We start from the raw sequence: 16578 nt of genomic DNA, 5'->3' as shown, positions 1-16578 counted from the left end.
GGATCCCGGTCATCGGAACGACCGCAGTCCGAACGGGATCACCTCGGCGTGCTCGACGCCGTCTTCGTACCAGACGAACTCCGCCTCCGAGATGGTCTCCGCCGGGCGCTTGCTGAGCGACCGACGGGACTTGTGCGACAGCTCGGACCAGGCGGCGGCAGAGAGCGTCTTCGCGTAGATCACGGAGAGGTGGAAGGTCCACTCCGCGGTGTCGCGCTCATCGAGTCGACGGAAGTCGGTGGCCTCGAGCGCCGTGCTGAGCTTCGCATAGGCCGACACCAGCGACGACGTGCGCGTCAGTCGCAGGATCACGGTCTGCCATGGCGACGGGAACACGTCGACGGCCTCGGCGATGACCTCGATCGGATGCTGCGCCACGGCCCATTCACGGATCAGTGAGAGCACCTCCTCGCGACGCTCGGGTTCGTGGAAGGCGCGGAGCGTGACGTGCTCGGTGTGAGGATGCGGCGCGTCCATACGGCCGAGTGCAGACCGCTGTTCCGCGCGGTAGGCGTCGGAGACGGCCCGCGTCGGGCGCAGCACGAGGTACTGCTGCCCTTCCAGTGACGCGAGCTGGGCGGGCGAGGACATGAAGGGGCGGCGCATCTCCTGATCGTACGTGCGTCGGGGCCGGCCCGAATACGCGGACGCTCAGGCGGCGGCGAACGCGGCTCGGGCCGAGGTCGTGCGGCGCAGCGTCACCGCGAGCGTCGTCGCGACGAGCGACAGCACACCCCAGACGATCAGCGCGGCGAGGGCGCTTCCGCTGCCGGCGATGAGTCCGCTGAAGGCCGGCGCCGTGGGCAGCGCCGCGGCGAGACCGGACAGCCACCCCGGGACGGTCGACACGAGCCCCGTGGCGATCGCCAGCACGCCCACGAGAGCGCTCACCCAGCGACCGATTCCCCCGAACACGGCGACCAGTGCCTGGTTGACGGCGGCGAAGGCCACTCCGGCCAGCACGGCCGTTCCGGCGAACGTCCACCATGCGGCGGCGTCGTAGCCCGCGACGATCTGCACGATGAGCGAGACGAGCACACCCTGTGCCGCGCCGATCGCGGCGGCCGGGGTGAACGCGCGCAGGGTCAGCCCCGCCGACGACCGTCGAGAGGTCAGAGTGCGCGCCGTATGGGCACGCATCACCAGGAACGAGGCGAGGCCGCCGAACCACAGCACGACCGCGGTGAGGAGGGGGATCGCGGTCGGACCGAAGATCGTCGACTCGTCGGCGCCCTTCGAGGCCACCGGGTCGGCGATCACCGAGGCGAGCGAGGTCGACTGCGCGTCGGTGAATGACGGCAGCGAGTCCGCGGCGGTCCGCAGTCCGCCCGCGAGATCTCCGGTCCCCGTCGCGAGGGTGTCGAGGCCCGTGGCGAGGTCGGTGGCACCGGTTGCGAGATCGGTGGCGCCGCTCGAGAGCTGTCCTGCGCCGCTCGACAGTGCGCGGGCACCGCCGGCCGACTGATCGAGTCCCTGGTAGGCGAGCTGGTTCAGCCCGTCGGCGATCGTCGTCGCCCCGGCGCCGGCCTGGCTCAGCTGGCTGGCGACGGTCGCGGGGAGCGTCGAGAGCTGCTGCACGCCGGCATCCGTCTGGGTGGCTCCCGACGAGAGCGCGACGAGCTGATCGCAGTAGGCCTGGGGGAAGCCGCTCGGCACGCACGTGTCGGCGAGCTGCTGCAGACCGCTCGCGACCTGCGCGGATCCCGCGGCGAGCTGCTGGGCGCCCGCGGCCTGATTCTGCAGTTCCGTCGCGCCGGCGGTCAGGCCCTGCCCGAGATTCGCGGCGCCGGCGGCGGCCTCCCGCGTCTTCGACGAGAGGGTGTCGAGGCCGGACGCGAGAGAGGATGCCCCCGTGCCGAGCTCGGCCGCGCCGGATGCGAGCTGCGTGGCGCCGTCGGGGATAGCCGTGGCACCGGTGGCCGCGTCCCGTGCCCCGGTGGCGAGCTGGGCGGCACCGTCGGCGGCGTCGCCGATCTGGACGCCGATGGTCGTGAAGCCGACCAGGATGTTCTCGGTGGTGGCCTCCGAGAGCAGGGTGCCCATGCTGGAGGCGGCGACGTTCGCGATCTGACTCGTGATGAGGTCGTCGGCCACGAGCCCGTCTTCCGGAGTGGTGACCGTGATGGTGGCCTGCTGTGCATCGGAGGCGGCCTCGCCACCGCCGTCGGAGATCGCCTGGCCAGACGAGGTGGCCGCCTTCGAGAAGTCCTTCGGGATCGTGATGACCGCCTGATACGAGCCGTCGGCGAGGCCGTCGGAGGCATCGTCCTTGTTCGAGATGACCCAGGTGAGGTTCGAGTCGAGGTCGTCCGACCCCTCCACCAGACCTGAGGCGAGCTGCCTGCCGAGCGGTGTCAGCTGCCCGTCGATCTCGACGGGCTCATCGAGGTTGACGATCGCGGCGGTCATAGAGTCCAGGCGCTCGGTCGGATTCTGCAGCGCGGCGACCAGGATGCCGCCGACGGCTGCGGGCAGCAGCAGGATGCCGAGGATCGTCAGCCAGGTGATGGGCTTGCGCGAACGTGCGCGCTCGATGGGGAGGGTCATGCGGTCACCTCGGTCGATTCGGAGGAGTCGTCTGCGACGGGGAGCGCAGAGGATGGGCGTCGGGGTGCGTCGATGTCGATCACGGCGACGGGTGTGCGCCCGGCATCCGCGAGCAGTCGCTCGGCGAGCTCCGGGGAGAGCGAGGTGAGCAGCAGCGCGGTCGAGGTGCGTGCGTCTCTCAGGCGTGCGGCGAGCTGGTCGTGCTCGGCGGAGGAGAGCCGGTCGACGCCGTCGATCACGACCACGGACGGCCGCCCGCGCAGCGCCTCGGCGAGGTCGTCGGACAGATCGGTCGTGTCGGTGGTCAGGACCGCACCGACGTGGGCGCGCACCCACGCCGCGCGGCCGGGCAGCAGGTGGCCGGCGACCCGCAGCCGGCCGTCGTCCGCGGACAGGCGGCCCGCGATCGCGAGCGACAGGGCGCGCAGAGCGCCGGGGGACGATCCCGTGATCACCGCGGAACCCCCGGGCGCGAGGCGCAGATGCACGCCCTCGACGCCGGCGGCCTCGATCGTCAGATCGTCGGCGGCCACCACCGAGTCGTCTCCCGGCCACTGGGCGAGGTGGCGTTCGCGCTCGACCGCCTCGCCCTCGATGTCGACGCTCGGCAGGATCCTCTCGAGCCAGGCCGGGATCTCCCAGGCGCGCTCGCCCAGGATCGCCATCAGCGCCGGGATCAGCGTCATCCGCACGAGGAATGCGTCGATCGCGATGCCCGCGGCGAGCCCGAGTGCGATGGGCTTGAGAGAGGAGTCTCCTTCGGGCACGAAGGCCACGAACACGGCGAACATGATGAGCCCTGCGGCGGTGACGACCTTCGCCGAGCCCGTGAAGCCGCTGCGCACGGCGCGCAGTGCCGCGGCGCGGCGGGTCGCCCGGTCGGGGCTCCTGCCGGCGGGGTCGTGGACGTAGTCCTCCCGCATCCGCGAGACGAGGAAGACCTGGTAGTCCATCGCGAGCCCGAACAGGACGCCCATGAGGATGATCGGCATGAAGCTGATGATCGGGCCGACCTTCGCCACATGCAGGGCATCGGCGAACCAGCCCCACTCGAAGACCGCGCCGACGACGCCGAATCCGGCGACGATCGAGAGCAGATATCCCGCGGCGGCGGTGATCGGCACCCAGAGCGAGCGGAACACGATCGTGAGGAGGATCAGTGACAGGCCGATCACGAAGATGCCGAACGGCAGGAGAGCATTGCCGAGCTGGTCGGAGATGTCGATCCCGACGGCGGTGAAGCCGGTGACCTTGAGGTCGATGTCGTATTTCTCGAGCCACTCGTCGTGATGGGCGCGGAGCTCTCGCACCAGATCGGCGGTCGCGGGATCGTCGGGCGCGGTCTCGGGGATGAGCTGCACGATCCCGGTGTCCGCGGTCTCATTGGGGGTCGAGAGCGCGACCTCCTTGACGCCGTCGATCTTCGCGACGTCGTCGCCGAGGTCCTGCATGAGGGTCAGCGGATCGGTCGAGGTGACGATGGTCCCGGTCAGGATGAGCGGGCCGTTGAACCCCGGACCGAACTCCTGGGCCACGAGGTCGTAGCTCTGGCGCGCTTCGGAGGCCTTAGGCAGCACGCCGGCATTCGGCAGTGCGAGATTCAGGCTCAGCGCGGGGACGGCGACGATGCCGAGCCCGATGATCACGGCGAGCGAGACGAGGATCGGGCGCTTGGTGACCCCGGTGACCCAGCGGTCGCTGCCCTGGCGGCGCGGGGCGGGGGCGGACTCGCCCTTCTTCGCCTTCGGCGCTCGGCGGGGACGACCGGCGACACGGCCCTTCATGAACCCGAGCAGTGCCGGGGTGAGGGTCACGGCGATCGCGACGGCCACCGCGACGGCGGCCGACGCGGCGATGCCCATCGTCGTCAGGAACGGGATGCCGGCGAAGCCGAGCCCGATCAGCGCGATCAGCACGGTGACGCCGGCGAAGACCACGGCCGAGCCGGCGGTGCCCACGGCGCGTGCGGTCGATTCCTCGGGATCGACGCCGTCGCGGACCTGGTCCTGGTGCCTGGCCATGATGAACAGCGCGTAGTCGATGCCGACCGCGAGTCCCAGCATCAGTGCGAGCAGCGGGGTGGTCGAGGAGACGGTGGCGAAGGCCGTGGCCGCGAAGATCCCCGCCATGGAGATGCCGACGCCGAGCACGGCGGTGAGCAGCGGGAGCCCGGCCACGACGAAGGAGCGGAACGTGACGATCAGCACGAGGAGGGCGATCAGCAGTCCGACGGCCTCGGTGAGCGTGACGCCGGGGATGGACGTGGCGAACAGCTCACCGCCGAGCGAGGTCTGCGAGCCCGACGGAAGCTCGTCCGAGAGGTCCGCGACCACGGAGCGGAGGTCGTCGCGGGTCTGGTCCGACACGTCGGTCGCCTGTCCGTCGAACTGCAGGCGGATGATGCCCGCGGTCTCGTCGTCGTTGATCATGCCGCTGACGTTCTCGTCGTACGGCGACGTGGCCGACAGCACCGAGTCGTCGAGGTCGGCGAGTCGGTCGACCGCATCCTCGATGTCGTCTTTGTATGCGGCGTCGGTCACGTGATCGCCGTCGGCGGCGACCACGATGATCTGCGCGCTGGTGCCGCTGACGGCGGGAAAGGAGCGGTTGAGCTGCTCGAGGCCGGCCTGCGACTCGGTGCCGGGGATCGAGAAGGAGTTGTCCGTGCCCGCTCCGAGAACGAGCGCTCCGGCTCCGGCGATGCCGAGCGCGAGCAGCCAGGACAGGAGGACGCGCCACGGGTGCCGGTACGACCAGCGGCCGAGCGAGGACAGGAGAGTGGACACGGAGCTCCTCGGAAGATGCGGGTTTGGATACACGACTGTATCCAATACATACATGTATCGTAAAGTGATCGACGCTCCGCACCCTGTGTGCGGGGTGTGAAAATGAGAGGCAGGAGGATTCGATGACGACACCCGCCACCCGCAGTCGCGAGAACACACGCGTGCGACTTCTCGACGCCGCAGCCCAGCTCTTCGCCGAGGTCGGTCTCGACGGCGCCTCTGTCGAGGCGGTCTGCGATCGAGCAGGCTTCACCCGGGGCGCGTTCTATTCGAACTTCGACTCGAAGGACGAACTCTTCCTCATGCTCGCCGGGAGCGTCGCCGAGCAGCGCATCAACGCCGTGCGCGGACGCGTCGACGAGATCGCGGCCGACGGAGGGCTCTCGGAGGGGTGCGATCCGGTTGAGCTCGTGCAGCAGATCATGGATTCGGCCGAAGAGGACCGTCTCGACGTCATGCTGATGAGCGAGATCCGCATCCGTGCTCTGAGGGATGCGCAGTTCGGGGCCGCCTACCTCGCCCAGGAGCGTGAGATGGTCTCGAGCATCGCGACCATCATCACCGACATCGTGTCGGTGAGCTCACTCGAGCTGAAGGTCCCGGCCTACGACGCGGCGCGCATGCTCATGCTCATCTGGGAGGGCATGACCGTTCGCGGAGCGATGGCCGGGCAGGACTCCGACAGGCTCCGTCACTCGGGCAGCGAGGAGCTGGGCAGGCTGGTGCAGCTGCTGCTCGCGAAGTGACGCGACGGCGGGCAGGCAGGCGGATCGGGGTCGGTCAGCGGGCCTCGAGCACGGCGTAGCAGCGCGCGAGTCGATCGAGCCACCAGTCGCGACGGTCCGTCGATGCGGCCAGGCGGGTGAGGGCGTCGGCATCCGGCGTCACGCGGCCGGCCGGAATCGACCCGTCGACCGGGCGCAGATCTGCGACGTCGTCGAGGAACAGGGATGCCGTGCCCAGCCCGCAGTCGTAGTCCAGCGCCGGGATCGCGGCCGCCAGGGCCGCGCCCTGGGAGAGCCCGACCGCCGTGTCGAGCGCGCTCGAGACGACCACGGGAAGCCCTGCCGCCGTGATGATCTGCAGTGCGTGCGTGACGCCGCCGAGCGGCTGCGCCTTGATCACCAGCAGGTCGGCGGCCTTCTCCCGGGCGACGGCGAGCGGATCGGACGACTTGCGGATGCTCTCATCCGCCGCGACCGGGATGCCCATGTACTTCACGCGGGTGCGCAGCTCGGCGAGTTCGGGCACCGTGGCGCAGGGCTGCTCGACGTACTCGAGATCGAACTCGTTGAGGGCGTGCACGGCGTGCTCGGCCTCGTCGACGTTCCACAGCCCGTTCGCGTCGACGCGGATGCGGCCCTCCGGGCCCATGGCCTCGCGCACGGCCCGGACGCGGGCGATGTCATCGGCGAGCGTCTGCCCCGGTTCTGCCACTTTGACCTTGGCGGTGCGGCACCCGGCGAAGCGCGCCAGGACCTCGGCGACGCGGGCGGCCTCGACCGCGGGGATCGTCGCGTTCACGCCGATCCGCTCCCGCAGCGGCGCGGGCTGCACGTTCCAGGCGAAGTCGATCGCGGCCGCGAGCCAGGTCGCCGCCTCCGCGTCCTCGTACTCGAGGAAGGGGGAGAACTCCGCCCAGCCCTGCGGTCCCTCGATGAGCAGCGCCTCGCGGGTGTCGACGCCGCGGAACCGGGTGTGCAGGGGCAGTGCGACGATCCGGGCCGAGCTGAGCAGGTCTGCGAGCGGTGGGAGCATGTGCTCATTCTGCTCTGAGACGACCGCGGCGGGGCATCCGCCGTGCCGAAGCGTCTGCGACCCCGGCGGGAATAGGCTGGATACCGTGACCAGCGCATTCGTCTCAGACCTGTTCGACCCGGACGAATGGGTGCTCGCGCCCGGAGCCGAGGACTACACCGACATCACCGCCCATGTGAGCACGGACGGAGGGGTCGCCCGGATCGCGTTCAACCGGCCCGAGGTGCGCAACGCCTTCCGTCCCCACACCGTCGACGAGCTGTACCGCGCGCTCGACGATGCGCGGCAGAACCCCCGCATCGGGGCGGTGCTGCTGACGGGCAACGGCCCGAGCGCGAAGGACGGCGGCTGGGCGTTCTGCTCGGGCGGCGACCAGCGGATCCGTGGCCGCGACGGCTACAAGTACTCCGACGACGAGACGACCGTGCACGATCCGGCACGCGCGGGCAGGCTGCACATCCTCGAGGTGCAGCGACTGATCCGCTTCATGCCCAAGGTCGTCATCGCGGTCGTCCCCGGCTGGGCGGCCGGCGGCGGGCATTCGCTGCACGTCGTCTGCGACCTCACGATCGCCTCCGCCGAAGAGGCCCGGTTCAAGCAGACCGACGCCGATGTGGGCAGCTTCGACGCGGGCTACGGCTCGGCCTACATGGCTCGGCAGACGGGGCAGAAGTTCGCGCGCGAGGTGTTCTTCCTCGCCGAGGAGTACTCGGCGCAGCGCGCGTACGAGGCCGGCGCCGTGAACCGCGTCGTGCCGCATGCGGAGCTCGAGCGCGAGGCACTGAAGATGGCGCGCACCGTGCTCACCAAGTCGCCGACCGCGATCCGGATGCTGAAGTTCGCGTTCAACGCCGTCGACGACGGACTCGTGGGACAGCAGGTGTTCGCAGGCGAGGCCACGCGTCTGGCCTACGGCACCGACGAAGCCGTCGAGGGTCGGGACTCGTTCCTCGAGAAGAGGGATCCGGACTGGACCTCCTTCCCCTGGCACTACTGACCCCGACACGAGGGAGCGCACTCACATGGTCGCGTTGAGATCGACGGATGCCGAGGATCCCTCCGAACTCCTCGGCGATCTCGCGCGTGCGCTCGACGGGGGCCCCGCGCTCGGATTCGGCATGCTCGGCGACGCCCCGAGCTGGGTCTCCGAGGGGACGGCGGTCGTGATCGCCACGTCGGGATCGAGCGGCATCCCCAAGCGCGTCGCCCTGAGCGGTGAGGCGCTGCGCGCGAGCGCAGACGCCACGGCGGCACGGATCGGCGCGGGCCGCTGGCTGCTCGCCCTGCCGGCGGGCTATGTCGCAGGCCTTCAGGTCATCGTGCGTTCACTGGTCGCCGGCACGCGGCCGGTCGCGCTGAGCGGACGGTTCTCGCCCGCGTCCTTCGCCGAGTCGACGCTCTCGATGCTCCGGCCGACCTCGAGCGCACCGAGCTCCCTCCCCGAGCTCTACACGTCGCTCGTGCCCGCGCAGCTCTCGACCCTGCTCGACGCTGCGGACGACCGCCCCGTGCTCGCCGCGCTGCAGGCGTATCGCGCGATCCTCGTCGGCGGGCAGGCGCTGCCCGAACCGCTGCGCGAGCGCGCGGCCGATCTCGGCATCCGGCTCGTGCGCACATACGGCTCCACAGAGACCAGCGGCGGATGCGTCTACGACGGGGTGCCGCTCGACACCGTCGGGGTGCGGACGGTCGACGGCGAGCTGCGCATCGCCGGCCCGATGCTCGCCGAGGGGTACCTCGGCGACGGCGAGCTCACGGCGAAGAACTTCTCGCGGGACGAGCACGGCATCCGCTGGTATCACACCGGTGATCTCGGGCTTCTCGACGACGGCGTGGTGCGGGTGCACGGACGGGCCGACAACGTGATCGTCTCCGGCGGACTCAACATCTCCCTCGACCGCGTCGAGCGGCTGGTGCGTCGCGTGCCCGGGCTCACCGGAGCGGTCGTGGTGGGCGTCGAGGACGAGCGCTGGGGCGAGGCCTCGGTGATCGTCGCCCCGCGTGGGGAGGCGCTGCGGCGCACGGAGCCCGAGCAGCTCGCGCACGCGCGCGACGTGGTCGCCGAGGAGCTCGGCAAGCACGCCAGGCCCGCGCGGCTGATCCTGGTCGACGAGCTCGACCTGCTCGCCTCGGGAAAGCCCGACCGAGAGGCGATCCGGCGCGCCGTCGCCGAGCTGGACTGACCGTCCGGGCGGGTTCGGGTCGGCTCCGTCGGGGGTCGATTCGGTGCGCTCCGGGAGCTGCTGCGAGACTGGGGCATGGCCACCTACACGCACGGACATCACGCCACCGTCCTCCGCTCGCACAGCACTCGCACGATCGCGAACTCGGCGGAGTATCTGCGGCCGCATCTCGGGGCCGGCATGCGACTTCTCGACGTCGGAGCGGGCCCGGGCAGCATCACGGTCGATTTCGCCGGTGTGGTCGGCCATGTGACGGCGACCGAGATCGATGAGGGCGCCCTCTCGCTGTCGCGCGCCCTCGCGACGAGCAGAGGGCTCACGAACCTCGACTTCTCCGTCGAGGACGTGCACTCCCTGAGCTTCGCCGACGACAGCTTCGACGTCGTGCACACGCACCAGGTGCTGCAGCACGTCGGCGATCCGGTGCAGGCGCTCCGTGAGATGCGTCGGGTCACCGCGCCGGGCGGAGTGGTCGCCGCGCGGGACGCCGACTACGCGGGCTTCCTCTGGTTCCCGATGCTTCCGGAGCTCGACCACTGGCTCGACCTCTATCGGCGAGCCGCGCGGGCGAACGGCGGAGAGCCGGACGCCGGGCGACGCCTGCTCGCCTGGGCGCGGGCCGCGGGATTCGAAGACGTCACGGCGACCGGTTCCACCTGGACCTACGCAACGCCGGAGGACCGCGCCTGGTGGGGCGGCATGTGGGCTGACCGCATCCTCGAGTCCGCGCTCGCCCGGCAGCTCGTCGACAGCGAGATGGCGACAGGTGCCGACCTGCGGGCGATCAGCGAGGCGTGGACGCGCTGGGCCGACGACGGAGACGGCTGGTATCTCGTGCCGCACGGAGAGATCATCGCGCGCGCCTGACCCGTCGGATACATCTGCAGGCGGATGCGGGACGCCTCCGTGGCCGCGTAGCGTGGGGGAGTGATCCGCCCGCTCTCCCGCACGGCGCTCGTGCTCGACATCGTCGGGGCGGCGCTGCTCTTCGTCGTCCTCACCCCGTTCTCCGTCGCCTTCTACGGGCCGGGGACGGGCAGCGCGACCGCCGGCGGCGCCTCGGTCGTCGCGGTCGTCGTGGCCGGGCTTCTGATGTGCGGCGGTGTCGCGATCGGCCGGCTCGCCCCCGCTCTCGCCCTCGTCGCCGCCTGGGCGGGTGCGATCGTCCAGATGTCGGCGAGCCTCGGTCCGCTCCCTCTCGATCTCGGGATCCTGCTGGTGCTCTACGCGACGGCGGCCTGGGGCTCGCGTGCCGTGCTCTGGTGGGGGTTCGGCTCGGCGCTCTTCGGCGGCCTCGTCGCCGCCGTGTACATGGTGGCCGTCACGGGTGTCGGCTCCGGGTCCAGCGGCTGGGATCAGCTGACCATCGGCACTCTGCTCCTCGTTCTCTCGATCCTCGCCCTCGGGTTCGCCTGGGTGTGCGGTCTGCTGTGGCGGGTGGTGCTGCGAGCCCGCCGCACCCGTTCCGCGCAGCTGCAGGCGGAATCCCTCGCGGCCGAGGAGCAGGAGCGCGTGCGCATCGCCCGCGACATGCACGACATCGTGGCGCATTCGCTCGCCGTGGTCATCGCCCAGGCCGACGGTGCGCGGTACGCCGCCGCGGCGAAGCCCGAGATGGCCACCGAGGCGCTGGGCACCATCGCCCAGACCGCGCGATCAGCGCTCAGCGACGTGCGCCTGCTGCTCACCCAGCTGCGCCATCGTCAGGGCGACGGGCCGCAGCCGACGCTCGCCGACCTCGAGGCGCTGTTCGCCCAGGTGCGTCAGGCGGGCATCGAGCCGCGCATCACCGTCGACCCCACCCCGCCGGGCGAGCCGCCGGGGGCGATCCAGCTCGCCGTGTACCGCATCCTGCAGGAGGCGCTCACCAACGCCATCCGGCACGGCGACGGCGCCGTCGACGTGCACCTCGCGTGGCTTCCCGATCGCGTCGACATCGACGTGCGCAACACGGTCGGTCGCGAGCTCTCGTCGAGCAGTGGAGGGCACGGAGTGATCGGCATGCGCGAACGTGCCCAGCTCGTCGGCGGTAGCCTTCAGGCGGAGCGCGAGGGCACCCGGTTCGTGGTGCGTGCCTCGCTCCCGATCGGAGAAATCGCATGATCAAGGTCGTCCTCGTCGATGATCAGGCGCTGTTCCGCGCCGGCATCCGCATGCTGCTCGCCTCGCAGCCCGACATCGATGTCGTCGGCGAGGCCGGAGACGGACGTGAGGGGCTCGAGGTGGTGTCCAGGACCCGTCCCGACGTCGTGCTGATGGACATCAGGATGCCGGTCATGGACGGTCTCACGGCGACGGCGGAGATCCTCTCGCGGCCCGAGCCGCCCCGGATCGTCATGCTCACCACCTTCGACCTCGACGAGGCGGCCGCCCGGGCGATCCGTCAGGGTGCCAGCGGGTTCCTCCTGAAGGATGCCGACCCCGAGTTCCTGCTCGCGGCGATCCGCACCGTGCACTCCGGGTCGAGCGTCATCGCCGCGTCGGCCACCCGGGAGCTGTTCGAGCACTTCTCCGAGGCGCCCAAGCCCGTGCCGCCGCAGTTCGCAGCGCTCACCGACCGGGAGCGGGAGATCTTCGCCCTCGCGGCGAGGGGCCTCTCGAACGCCGAGATCGCGGCCCGCGAGTACCTCAGCGAGGCGACGGTGAAGACGCATATCAGCCGTATCCTGGCCAAGCTGAGCCTGCGCGATCGCGTGCAGCTGGTGGTCTTCGCCTTCGAGCACGGACTCGCCTGAGTCCCGTTCCCGGGGCATTCCCTGGTGCATCCGGATCATCCTGCAGATGTACACGGATGCTCCGCACGGGCGATGCGGGTGCCCGGTCGCGCTCCGTAGCGTCGATGACATGGAGATCACGACCACCGACCTCGGGCTGGCAGCCCGCGTCCAGCACCTCGAGAAGACCTACGGCTCCGGCGAGGGCACCGTCCGCGCGCTGGACGACGTCAGCGTCGGCATCCGCCGCGGGCAGTTCACCGCCATCATGGGGCCATCGGGGTCCGGCAAGTCCACGCTCATGCACATCATGGCCGGGCTCGACACCCCGACCAGCGGACGCGCATGGATCGGCGACACCGAGATCACCGGACTCGCCGACCTCGACCTGACCATCCTGCGTCGGCGTCGCGTCGGCTTCATCTTCCAGGCGTTCAACCTCGTCCCCACCCTGACGGCTCTCGGCAACATCATGCTGCCGTTCGAGCTCGACGGCCGTCGCCCGAGTGCGATCGAGAAGGCCCGGATCGACGGGCTCATCGAGACCCTCGGGCTCGGCTCCCGGCTGCAGCACCGCCCGCACCAGCTGTCCGGCGGTCAGCAGCAGCGGGTGGCCATCGCACGGGCGCTCGCGACCGCCCCCGACCTGGTCTTCGCCGACGAGCCCACCGGAAACCTCGACTCGAAGACGGGGCGCGAGGTCCTGCAGCTGCTGGCGACCGCGAGCCGCGAGCACGGCCAGTCCATCGCGATGGTGACGCACGACGCGATCGCGGCCAGCCACGCGGACCGGGTGCTCTTCCTCGGCGACGGTCGCATCGTCGCCGACCATCCGCGCCAGAGCGCCGAGGAGATCTCCGCGTACATGCTGGCGGCGGAGGTGTCGGCATGAGCGCCGTGATGGAATCGGCGACGAGGGCCGTCGTCCCGCAGACAGCGGCGACAGGACCCCGTCTGGCCTGGCTGCGGGATCGGGGCATGGGGGCGAGCGTGCTCGTCGCGGCGCTCTCGGCGGCATTCGGAGTGGTGCTCGTCGAGACGACGACGTACATCGGCGCGGTGCTGCAGGCCGATCCGTTCATCGGGGGGAGCGAGACCCTCGCCGTGGTGATCGGTCTGCTGTCGGTGCTGCTCACCGCCGTCGCGATGTACGTCGCGGCGATCGTGACCGCCAACACGTTCTCGACCATCATCGCGGGCCGCACCCGCCAGATCGCGCTGATGAGGCTCATCGGCGCGACCGCCCGGTCGCAGCGCTCGGAAGTCGGTCGACAGGGGCTCGTCGTCGGTCTGATCGGCGCCGTCCTGGGGCTCGCGGCGGGGCTCGGGATCGCCGCAGTCGGTGTGGGGATCGGAGGACAGCTGATCGAGAACGTGCCGGAGGGGTTCTCCCTCGGTCAGCCCGCCATCGCGCTGCCGGCGGTCGGTGTCGCGCTCACCACCTGGGCCGCCGCGTGGGTGGGATCGCGGCGGGTTCTCGCGGTCACACCGCTGCAGGCGATCGGCGGCTCGGTGGAGCGCACCCATGAGGAGGTCTCGCGCCGCAGTCGTCACGTCGGCGCCTGGGTGCTGCTGATCGCCGGCTCGCTGCTGCTGGCGGGGGGAGTGGTGGCAGGGCTGGTGAGTCCCGCCGGCGTGGTGATCGCCTTCGTCGGCGGTCTGCTGTCGTTCACGGGTCTCGCGCTCGGCGCCGTGCTGTTCATGCCGCCGGTGCTGCGACTCGTCGGTCGCATGTTCGGGTCGAGCGCGACCGCACGGCTCGCCGCCGAGAACGCGCTGCGTTACCCCGAGCGGTCGTCGCGCATGGCGATCGGCGTGGTCATGGGGGTCACGCTCGTCACGATGTTCGCGGTCGCGCTGGAGTCAGTCAAGCAGATGCTGATCACCCAGGTCGAGGGAGAGACACCCCCGGAGTTCTTCGCGCCGTTCGACGCCTTCGCCGCCGTGATGATGGTGCTCGTCGCCGTCTCCGCAGTGATCGCCGCCGTCGGGCTGGTGAATCTGCTGACCATCGGGGTCGTGCAGCGTCGTCGAGAGCTGGGACTGCTGCGTTCCATCGGGCTCTCCAACTCTCAGGTGCGCCGCATGGTGCTGCTCGAGGCCACGCACATCACCGTCGCGGCGACGCTGACGGGGCTCGTGCTGGGAGTGGTCTACGGATGGATCGCCGCGCAGTCGCTGCTCGGCTCGACGCCGACCCTGCCGGACTTCACCCCCGCCGGGCTTGTGGCCCCGCACGTGCCGTGGATTCCCGTCGCCATCATCGTCGTCGCCACGGCGGTGCTGACCCTGGTCGCGGCTGCGACACCGACGCGGCTCGCCACGCGGGTCGCGCCGGTCGAGGCGCTCGCCGCCGACTGACCGCATCCGATGCCCCGGGTGACCCACGAGGTCATCCGGGGCATCGCCGCGCATGCCTCGCCCTAGGCTGGAGGGATGCCGTCTGCGTTCGATCAGTCCACGTATCAGGTGCGCCTCGACTGGGGCGTCGAGGGGCTCGAACGTCTCGCTCCGGCCGATGTCGTCGTGGTGGTCGACGTGCTGCGGTTCTCCTCGAGCGTGGCGGATGCCGTCGCATCCGGCACCACGGTGGCGCTCGACGATGCCGTGACCTGGTCTCGCAACGGGGCCGCGGTCGCCGCGCGCGCCCGTGACGATTCCCGCGCCGCACAGGCGGGTACCGGTGATGCTCCCGTCGTCCTGGTGGGGAGTCTGCGCAACGCCTCCGCCGTCGCCAGGGCTGTGGCCACCCTGCAGGAGCGCAGACAGGCGCGCACCTCCGTCGCGGTGATCGCCGCGGGCGAGGCCGACTCCTCCGGCGTGCTCCGCTTCGCCGTCGAGGACCAGCTCGGAGCGGGCGCAGTGATCTCCGCGCTGACCGACCTGGGCATCGATCACACCGCACCGGATGCCGCGGTCGCCGCCGAGGGCTTCCGCGCCCTGTCGCGGGCGCTGCGACACCTCATCGGAGCGAGCGGTTCGGCTCGGGAGCTCGCCGAGGGCGTCGCCGCGACCGATCGCATGCGGGCGGCGGGGGTCGTCCCGGCGTCGACCGCCGAGGCCGCGCAGGTCGACGCGCTCGACGTGGTGCCGATCCTGCGCGAGGGTGTCTTCGCCGCGTTCGAGTGAGCCGAGCGGGAGCGTCCTCGGCGGGGGATCCCCGTCGGCAACAGGCCGCACCGTCGACACCGGATCCGGCCGGCTCGACGTAGGGTCGTGGCATGAGGTACGTTCCCGCACTCATCCTCGATGCCGTCCTGGTGCTCGTGTTCGCCGTGATCGGCCGCGCCTCGCACGAGGAGGACCCCGGTGGGTTCCTGCTCACGGCCTGGCCCTTCCTCGTCGCGCTGCTGCTCGGCCACCTCGTCGCCGCGCTGCTGCCTGCGCGCCCGCGTCGCCCGTGGTCCCTGGCCTGGGGCGCGGTGGCATGGGCTGTGACCGTCGTCGGGGGCCTCCTTCTTCGCGTGGTCTCCGGGGACACCGCGCAGATCGCCTTCATCATCGTCGCGACCCTCGTGCTGGCCGTGTTCCTGCTCGGTTGGCGTGCTCTGGCGGCGTTCCTGCGTCGTCGGGCCGGTCGCGCGGATGTCGCACCCACGGACGACACGATGGACGTCGACCCCGCGTCCGGTGGAGAGGCCGCATCGGCGTCCGGTGCCGGGCGCGTCGCGGATGCGGCGGCGCCGTCTGACCCGGACGACGACGACCGCGCGCGCTGACGCGTGCGGGGTCGATTCCGCATCAGGACTGGCGTGCGGGGTCGATTGCGCACCTGCGCTCGGGTGCGGGGTCACTTCGGCACCCGCGCTCGGGTGCGGGGTCACTTCCGCATCCGAAATGGCGTGGCGCGGTGTGCTTTTGACCCCGGCCGGTTCGGGCGGCGACGAGGATGCGAGCGCTGGCACATGCGGGGTCGGTTGCGCATCCGGACGGGGCGCGGGGTCATATCCGCATCTGCTCCGGGGCGCGGGGTCACTTCCGCATCCGAAATGGCGTGGCGCGGTGTGCTTTTGACCCCGGCCGGTTCGGGCGGCGACGAGGATGCGAGCTGACGCATGCGGGGTCGATTGCGCATCCGGATGGGGTGCGGGGTCACTTCCGCATCCGCGCCGGGGTGCGGGGTCGATTGTGCATCCGAAATGGCCTGGTGCGGTGTGCTTTTGACCCCGGCCGGATCGGGCGGCGACGAGGGTGCGAGCTAACGTATGCGGGGTCACTTCCGCATCCGCGCTGGCGTGCGGGGTCACTTCCGCATCTGCGCTGGGGTGCGGGGTCGATTGCGCATCCGAAATGGCGTGGTGCGGTGTGTTTTTGACCCCGGCAGGATCGGGCGGCGACGAGAGTGCGAGCGTTGGCGCGGGCTGTGACGAGAGTGCGGGTGCTGGGCAGGGATGGGATCGATCGCACCTGCGCGAGGGATGCAGGTTACTTCCGCCTGCGCGAGGGATGCGGGGTCATATCCGCATCCGCTCCGGGGTGCGGGGTCACTTCCGCATCCGAAAAGGGGTGGCGCCGTGCGTTTTTGACCCCGGCTGGCTCGGACCGTGATGCCGCTCGCCGGACGCCGCCCGCCGGCCCCCCGCGACGGCG

The 16578-nt window shown here is 70.9% G+C and carries 14 protein-coding genes; 10 read left to right on the top strand and 4 right to left on the bottom strand.

What is annotated here, in order from left to right:
* Window positions 1-9: 9 nt before the first annotated feature.
* The 3 genes from ASD43_RS01130 to ASD43_RS01120 are packed head-to-tail and all read right to left on the bottom strand — an operon-like array spanning window position 10 to window position 5333.
* Window positions 10-606 (bottom strand): 2'-5' RNA ligase family protein, encoded by a 597-nt coding sequence (locus ASD43_RS01130; RefSeq protein WP_235563985.1) that lies wholly within the window; start codon window positions 604-606, stop codon window positions 10-12.
* Between the two features lie 45 nt (window positions 607-651).
* Entirely contained in the window at window positions 652-2547 is a 1896-nt protein-coding gene (locus ASD43_RS01125; RefSeq protein ID WP_056412462.1) for a YhgE/Pip domain-containing protein, read from the bottom strand.
* Window positions 2544-5333, bottom strand: coding sequence for an MMPL family transporter (locus ASD43_RS01120; RefSeq protein WP_056412459.1), 2790 nt, complete (start codon window positions 5331-5333; stop codon window positions 2544-2546). The genes ASD43_RS01125 and ASD43_RS01120 overlap by 4 nt, the downstream gene beginning before the upstream one ends.
* 122 nt (window positions 5334-5455) lie before the next feature.
* Between ASD43_RS01120 and ASD43_RS01115 the strand changes: the two genes are divergently transcribed.
* Window positions 5456-6079, top strand: coding sequence for a TetR/AcrR family transcriptional regulator (locus ASD43_RS01115; protein WP_056412455.1), 624 nt, complete (start codon window positions 5456-5458; stop codon window positions 6077-6079).
* A gap of 34 nt (window positions 6080-6113) precedes the next feature.
* On the opposite strand, the gene ASD43_RS01110 is transcribed toward ASD43_RS01115, so the two are convergent.
* Window positions 6114-7091 (bottom strand): o-succinylbenzoate synthase, encoded by a 978-nt coding sequence (locus ASD43_RS01110; protein WP_056412452.1) that lies wholly within the window; start codon window positions 7089-7091, stop codon window positions 6114-6116.
* 85 nt (window positions 7092-7176) lie between these two features.
* On the opposite strand from ASD43_RS01110, the gene ASD43_RS01105 reads away from it, so the two are divergent.
* From ASD43_RS01105 to ASD43_RS01065, 9 genes are all read left to right on the top strand, one after another.
* Window positions 7177-8088: a 1,4-dihydroxy-2-naphthoyl-CoA synthase gene (locus ASD43_RS01105; protein ID WP_056412449.1), complete on the top strand. Its 912-nt coding sequence runs from the start codon at window positions 7177-7179 to the stop codon at window positions 8086-8088.
* Between the two features lie 25 nt (window positions 8089-8113).
* A complete protein-coding gene (locus ASD43_RS01100) occupies window positions 8114-9274 on the top strand; it encodes an AMP-binding protein (RefSeq protein WP_056412446.1) in 1161 nt (386 codons plus the stop codon).
* 75 nt (window positions 9275-9349) lie between these two features.
* Window positions 9350-10141, top strand: a complete 792-nt coding sequence (locus tag ASD43_RS01095) for a class I SAM-dependent methyltransferase (protein ID WP_056412443.1) — start codon at window positions 9350-9352, stop codon at window positions 10139-10141.
* A 60-nt stretch (window positions 10142-10201) separates the two neighbouring features.
* The gene (locus ASD43_RS01090; protein WP_056412440.1) at window positions 10202-11377 is read left to right on the top strand and encodes an ATP-binding protein; all 1176 of its coding nucleotides are present in this window, start codon (window positions 10202-10204) and stop codon (window positions 11375-11377) included.
* On the top strand, window positions 11374-12009 hold the full coding sequence (locus ASD43_RS01085; RefSeq protein WP_056412437.1) for a response regulator: 636 nt from the start codon (window positions 11374-11376) through the stop codon (window positions 12007-12009). The genes ASD43_RS01090 and ASD43_RS01085 overlap by 4 nt, the downstream gene beginning before the upstream one ends.
* A gap of 109 nt (window positions 12010-12118) precedes the next feature.
* Window positions 12119-12880, top strand: coding sequence for an ABC transporter ATP-binding protein (locus tag ASD43_RS01080; protein WP_056412434.1), 762 nt, complete (start codon window positions 12119-12121; stop codon window positions 12878-12880).
* Window positions 12877-14349: an ABC transporter permease gene (locus tag ASD43_RS01075; protein WP_056412431.1), complete on the top strand. Its 1473-nt coding sequence runs from the start codon at window positions 12877-12879 to the stop codon at window positions 14347-14349. Before ASD43_RS01080 ends, ASD43_RS01075 begins: the two co-directional genes overlap by 4 nt.
* 75 nt (window positions 14350-14424) lie before the next feature.
* A complete protein-coding gene (locus tag ASD43_RS01070; protein ID WP_056412428.1) occupies window positions 14425-15117 on the top strand; it encodes a 2-phosphosulfolactate phosphatase in 693 nt (230 codons plus the stop codon).
* Window positions 15118-15209: 92 nt separating this feature from the next.
* On the top strand, window positions 15210-15707 hold the full coding sequence (locus tag ASD43_RS01065; protein WP_056412425.1) for a DUF3054 domain-containing protein: 498 nt from the start codon (window positions 15210-15212) through the stop codon (window positions 15705-15707).
* Window positions 15708-16578 lie beyond the last annotated feature (871 nt).

Origin of the sequence: Microbacterium sp. Root553 (assembly GCF_001426995.1) — a bacterium.
GTDB lineage: Bacteria > Actinomycetota > Actinomycetes > Actinomycetales > Microbacteriaceae > Microbacterium.
This window is presented reverse-complemented; position numbering and strand designations above follow the sequence as displayed.